4 protein-coding genes and 1 pseudogene are annotated in these 3,450 nt (G+C 41.0%); 2 read left to right on the forward strand and 3 right to left on the reverse strand.

Annotated features, from left to right (window positions below; genetic code table 11):
- Together FTT84_RS17310 and FTT84_RS17315 are read left to right on the forward strand one after the other, a co-directional pair.
- A partial coding sequence (locus tag FTT84_RS17310; RefSeq protein ID WP_306669508.1) for a transposase family protein occupies positions 1-202 on the forward strand: 202 nt, incomplete at its 5' end.
- Between the two features lie 228 nt (positions 203-430).
- The gene (locus tag FTT84_RS17315) at positions 431-2,845 is read left to right on the forward strand and encodes a membrane-bound PQQ-dependent dehydrogenase, glucose/quinate/shikimate family (protein WP_180081971.1); all 2,415 of its coding nucleotides are present in this window, start codon (positions 431-433) and stop codon (positions 2,843-2,845) included.
- Positions 2,846-2,912: 67 nt separating this feature from the next.
- Here FTT84_RS17315 and FTT84_RS17320 read toward each other — a convergent pair whose 3' ends face one another.
- The 3 genes and pseudogenes from FTT84_RS17320 to FTT84_RS17325 all read right to left on the reverse strand — a co-directional run.
- Entirely contained in the window at positions 2,913-3,095 is a 183-nt protein-coding gene (locus FTT84_RS17320) for a hypothetical protein (protein WP_004784275.1), read from the reverse strand.
- Positions 3,096-3,113: 18 nt separating this feature from the next.
- On the reverse strand, positions 3,114-3,248 hold the full coding sequence (locus FTT84_RS18150; protein WP_257223437.1) for a hypothetical protein: 135 nt from the start codon (positions 3,246-3,248) through the stop codon (positions 3,114-3,116).
- A 103-nt stretch (positions 3,249-3,351) separates the two neighbouring features.
- A pseudogene (locus FTT84_RS17325) lies at positions 3,352-3,450 on the reverse strand (IS1 family transposase); the annotation flags it as partial.

The raw sequence follows: 3,450 nt of genomic DNA on the forward strand, positions 1-3,450 counted from the left end.
GAAAAAGAAGAATTTACCCTTATTTGATGCTGAGAAAAATTACAATAAAATGATTGGAAAAATACGAGTTGTAATCGAACACATTAACAGTCAATTGAAAAGATTTAGAATACTAAGTGAACGCTATAGAAATAGACGGAAAAGATTCGGTTTACGCATTAACTTAATCGCTGCACTGGTAAACCGGATGAACTTGCAATAACGACTTTCGCAAGAGATCTAATGATAAATATCAATACTCACATTATATTTTTTAGTCAAAAAATCTTCTTAAATGTTAGAATATGTAACTGTAATTGATTTCTCATGAGGATTTATCCTCGCTAAAGACTTAGTTACATAAACGCTGTAAACTTTTAATTCGATCTGTTTAGATCCCATTCTCCTGTTTCACCGTTTATGCAACCAAGCCGTTTTTTATAGGTAAGGTATGAGCACTGAACAACCCTCCTCTATCGAGCGTACAGGGTCTAAAGTCTATCGCTATTTTGTAGTGGTATTGACTTTACTCGTTGCGCTGTACTTGATCATTCAAGGCGCTAAATTACTCAGCCTCGGTGGTACAAGTTATTATCTCATCGCAGGGATTGCCTATGTTGCAATCGCCATTTTCTATGCGATGAAAAAAGCTCTTGGTTTCTGGCTTTCTATTGTTACTTTTGTTGCAACCACCTTCTGGGCCATTGCTGAAGTTCAAGGTTTGAGCTTCTGGCAATATATTCCACGCTTGGTGGTTCCAACAATTTTATTTGTCCTCAGCATGTGGGCAAGCAAAAGCCTGCCAGCACTCAATGCTGCAAAAATCAAAGCTGCCAATCTTGTTGGCTTTGCCGGTTTCTTTGCCTGTGTAGCAGCTCTGATTGCTGCGTTCTTCCCACATGGCAAAATCCTTAATCCTGTTGATATCGTACAAGACCCTGCACTGGCTAAACCGAATGCAGAAAACCCGGACAACTGGGAATATTTCGGTCGTAATGGTAACGGTACCCGCTTTGCACCGTACACCGACATTACCCCTGAAAATGTCAAAGATCTGAAAGTCGCTTGGACTTATCACACTGGTCGTGATACATCTGCGGGTGTTGATGAAAATACACCAATTCAAATTGGTAGTACTTTATATTCATGCACACCAACTAACATCATTTCAGCGATTGATGGTGACAGTGGTAAAGCACTTTGGAAATATGATCCACATGCAAAAACTGCAGAACATATTACTTGCCGTGGTGTCGGTTATTATGATGCTACTAAAGACAAATCTTTAACTGCAGCAGACTTACAAGCACCTGGTATTAAAGCTTGTCCACAACGTATCCTGACTTCAACTGTTGATGGCCGTTTAATTGCGTTAAATGCTAAAACTGGTGCTTTATGTCCAGAATTTGGTGTGAATGGTCAGGTCGATGTTCTGCATGACATGGGTCCTACTGAACAAAGTAAACGTTATCACCCAACATCAACTCCGCTGATCGCTGGTCATGTTGCCGTATTAGGCGGTTGGGTACGTGATATTGTGCATGGCGAACCGTCTGGTGTGGTTCGTGCTTATGACGTTCGTACCGGTGAATTGGCTTGGGCTTGGGATGTCGGCAATCCTGAACTGGTTGGTGAACCTAAAGATGGCAAAGGCTTTACTTTAGAAACACCAAACATGTGGACCATCCCGACTTATGACAAAGACCTGAATCTGGTTTACTTGCCTACAGGTAATGGTCCTCCTGACTACTGGGGTGGTGACCGTAACGCAGCCAAAGAAAAATTCGGTTCTGCCATTGTTGCGGTAAATGCTTTGACTGGTAAAACTGTTTGGACTTATCAAACTGTTCACCATGATGTATGGGACTATGACTTACCGTCACAACCTGTACTTTATGACATGACTGATGATCATGGCAAAAAAGTTCCAGCGTTGATTCAAACTACCAAAATGGGTCAAATCTTCGTTCTTGACCGCCGTACTGGTAAACCAGTCACTAAAGTTGAAGAACGTCCTGTAGACACCAATGGAGCTGAAGGCGAAAAACTTTCTCCTACCCAACCATTCTCTGTTGGCATGCCACAAATTGGTAATGCCACATTGACTGAACAGGACATGTGGGGGATCTCAACCTTTGACCAATTGGCATGTCGTATTAACTTTAAAGACTCTGTCTATAACGGTCTATATACTGCACCAGGTGAAAAACCTTATATCGAATGGCCTAGCTTGCTTGGTGGTTTCAACTGGGGTGGTATCTCCATAGATGAATCTACTGGCATGATGTACGTCAACGATATGCGTATGCCACTGCGTATGTCATTGGTTCGTAAAGAAGATATGGGTAAATATCATATCTCAACTGACGAAGTACCAGGATTCATGGGTACAGTACGTCCACAATTGGCTGGTCCTTATGCTGGTGTGAAAATTGACATCATGCAGTCTAAACTGGGTGTGCCTTGTAACAAACCACCGTTTGGTACCATGACTGCCATCGACTTGAAATCGAAGAAAGTCGTTTGGGAAGTACCAATGGGTACAGCCAAAGAATTAGGTCCATTAGGTGTGAAAACCCATATGCCAATTCCTTTAGGTATGCCTACACTGGGTGGTCCTACTTCAACCGCTTCTGGTCTGGTGTTCTTCGCAGGTACTCAGGATTATTACCTACGTGCGTTAGATTCAAAAACTGGTAAAGAAGTGTGGAAAGCTGAATTGCCTGTTGCTGCTGTTGCTGCCCCACTGGTTTATAAATCTCCAAAAACTGGCAAACAATATGTTGTGATTTCTGCAGGTGGTGCAAGCCACTCTAAAGATGTGGGCGACTATATCATTGCCTTTGCTTTACCTGATCAAAAATAATTTTTTGATGGATAAAGAAAAAACCGAAGCTTAGGCTTCGGTTTTTTATTGCAATCATCATTAAAAATTAACGATCGCGACCTTCCTGATTTGCAGAACCTGAACAGCCTGCACCACCACCGATAATAAAACCGCTTTCTGCTTTACATGAACCAATCATACGGCCATGTGAGTCAAATGTAGTCACTGTTGATGCACAACCAGTTAGTACGATAGTCGTTGCAAATGCAATAAGTGCTGATAATTTCATGATATTCCCCTCTAAGATTTATGGTGCTAAATGAATCTGATTTTGACTTGGTGGTACTGGCAATAAACCTGTCTTGGCATCCACCGTATTGTAGTTCACGCCAATTGCATTGCCTGATCCATTACAATGAGTTATATGTAAAACAGTATCCATTTTCTATTGAGAACAATAATAGAAATGCTGGTTTTATTAGTGAGATCGATCCACAATGTGAAATCTTAGAAAAGATGGTGGTGTTTCAAAAAGTATGCTGACATTAAATGAAACCATTATTGATGTAAAAAAAGGTTAAGTCGAAGGCTTTAAAATGGTTTTCAATCTTTTTGGAGAAATTACAACTCTTTCTAAAACCGCG

The sequence above is a fragment of the Acinetobacter sp. YH01019 genome, from assembly GCF_013420285.1.
Taxonomy (GTDB): domain Bacteria; phylum Pseudomonadota; class Gammaproteobacteria; order Pseudomonadales; family Moraxellaceae; genus Acinetobacter; species Acinetobacter gandensis.

Bases quoted from the DNA above. Each gene is read 5' to 3' on its own strand.
- FTT84_RS17315 (WP_180081971.1), top strand. From the start codon at position 431: ATGAGCACTGAACAACCCTCCTCTATCGAGCGTACAGGGTCTAAAGTC.
- FTT84_RS17320 (WP_004784275.1), bottom strand. From the start codon at position 3,095: ATGAAATTATCAGCACTTATTGCATTTGCAACGACTATCGTACTAACT.
- FTT84_RS18150 (WP_257223437.1), bottom strand. From the start codon at position 3,248: ATGGATACTGTTTTACATATAACTCATTGTAATGGATCAGGCAATGCA.